Origin of the sequence: Mesorhizobium sp. M7A.F.Ca.CA.002.09.1.1 (genome assembly GCF_003998555.1) — a bacterium.
Taxonomy (GTDB): Bacteria; Pseudomonadota; Alphaproteobacteria; order Rhizobiales; family Rhizobiaceae; genus Mesorhizobium; species Mesorhizobium ciceri.
Genome location: NZ_RZRR01001351.1, coordinates 1 through 957 on the forward strand (window position 1 = coordinate 1; position 957 = coordinate 957).

Genomic DNA, 957 nt, shown 5'->3' on the forward strand with positions numbered 1-957 from the left:
CTTCTGATGTTGGGCAGCGTCTCCGATATTGTCGGACGCCGGCCCGCGAGCCTGGCGGCCATGCTCGTCGCCATCGTCAGTGCGCTTGTCTTCCTGTTTGCCGTAAACGTCGTCTCGCTCGACGTCGCCCGCATCCTGAGCGGGCTTGGCATCGGCGTCGGCGCGGGGACCGGAACCGCGTGGATTGCCGAGCTTCTTCCCGGCGCGGACAAGTCGCGCGCCAGTGTGATTGCCACCAGCACCAATTTCCTCGGCCTCGGCCTCGGCGCACTGATTTCGGGATTTCTGGCTGAATACGAGCCATGGCCGTTGCGGCTGATCTTCATCGTCTATCTGGCAGCACTTGTGGTGGTGACGATCCTGGTCTGGCGCACTCGCGAAACGGTGTCGAAGCCGGGCGGCCTCGGGGGGATCTCCTGGCGGCCGCGACTTTCCGTCCCGGAGGAAATCCGTGCGCGCTTCGTCGCGCCGGCGGTGACCGGCTTCGGCGCGATGGCGCTGGTCGGGTTCTACGCCGCGTTGGCGCCGAGCATCCTGGCGCAGCAGCTGCATGAGACCAACCATGCCGTCGCCGGCGCGCTGTTCTTCGAGCTGGCGATCGTCACCGCGATCAGCATTGTCGTTCTGATGCACATGAAGAGCAATAAGGCGATGCTGGCTGCGCTGGCATTGATGATCCCAAGCGTCTTGTTGGTGGTGGCGGCGCAGATATTGGCCTCGATGGCACTGATGGTTGCTGCGACGGCCTGTTGCGGCGTTGCGGCGGCGCTTGGTTACCGTGGCGGCCTGCAAGTGGTGAACGAGATCGCGCCCAAGGATCGTCGCGCCGAAGTGGTGTCCAGCTTCTTCATCTGCTGCTTTGTCGGCAACGCCTTGCCCGTCATCGGCATCGGCATCGTTTCGACCTATGCCAGTCCCGTCGCTGCCAGCCTGGCGTTCGCCGGCATGATCGTGGTG

General features: G+C 64.4%; 1 protein-coding gene. It reads left to right on the forward strand.

Annotated elements, in window-relative coordinates:
• Nucleotides 1-6 precede the first annotated feature (6 nt).
• The coding region (locus tag EN994_RS33145) for an MFS transporter (RefSeq protein WP_281060229.1) at nt 7-957 on the forward strand (951 nt) is incomplete at its 3' end.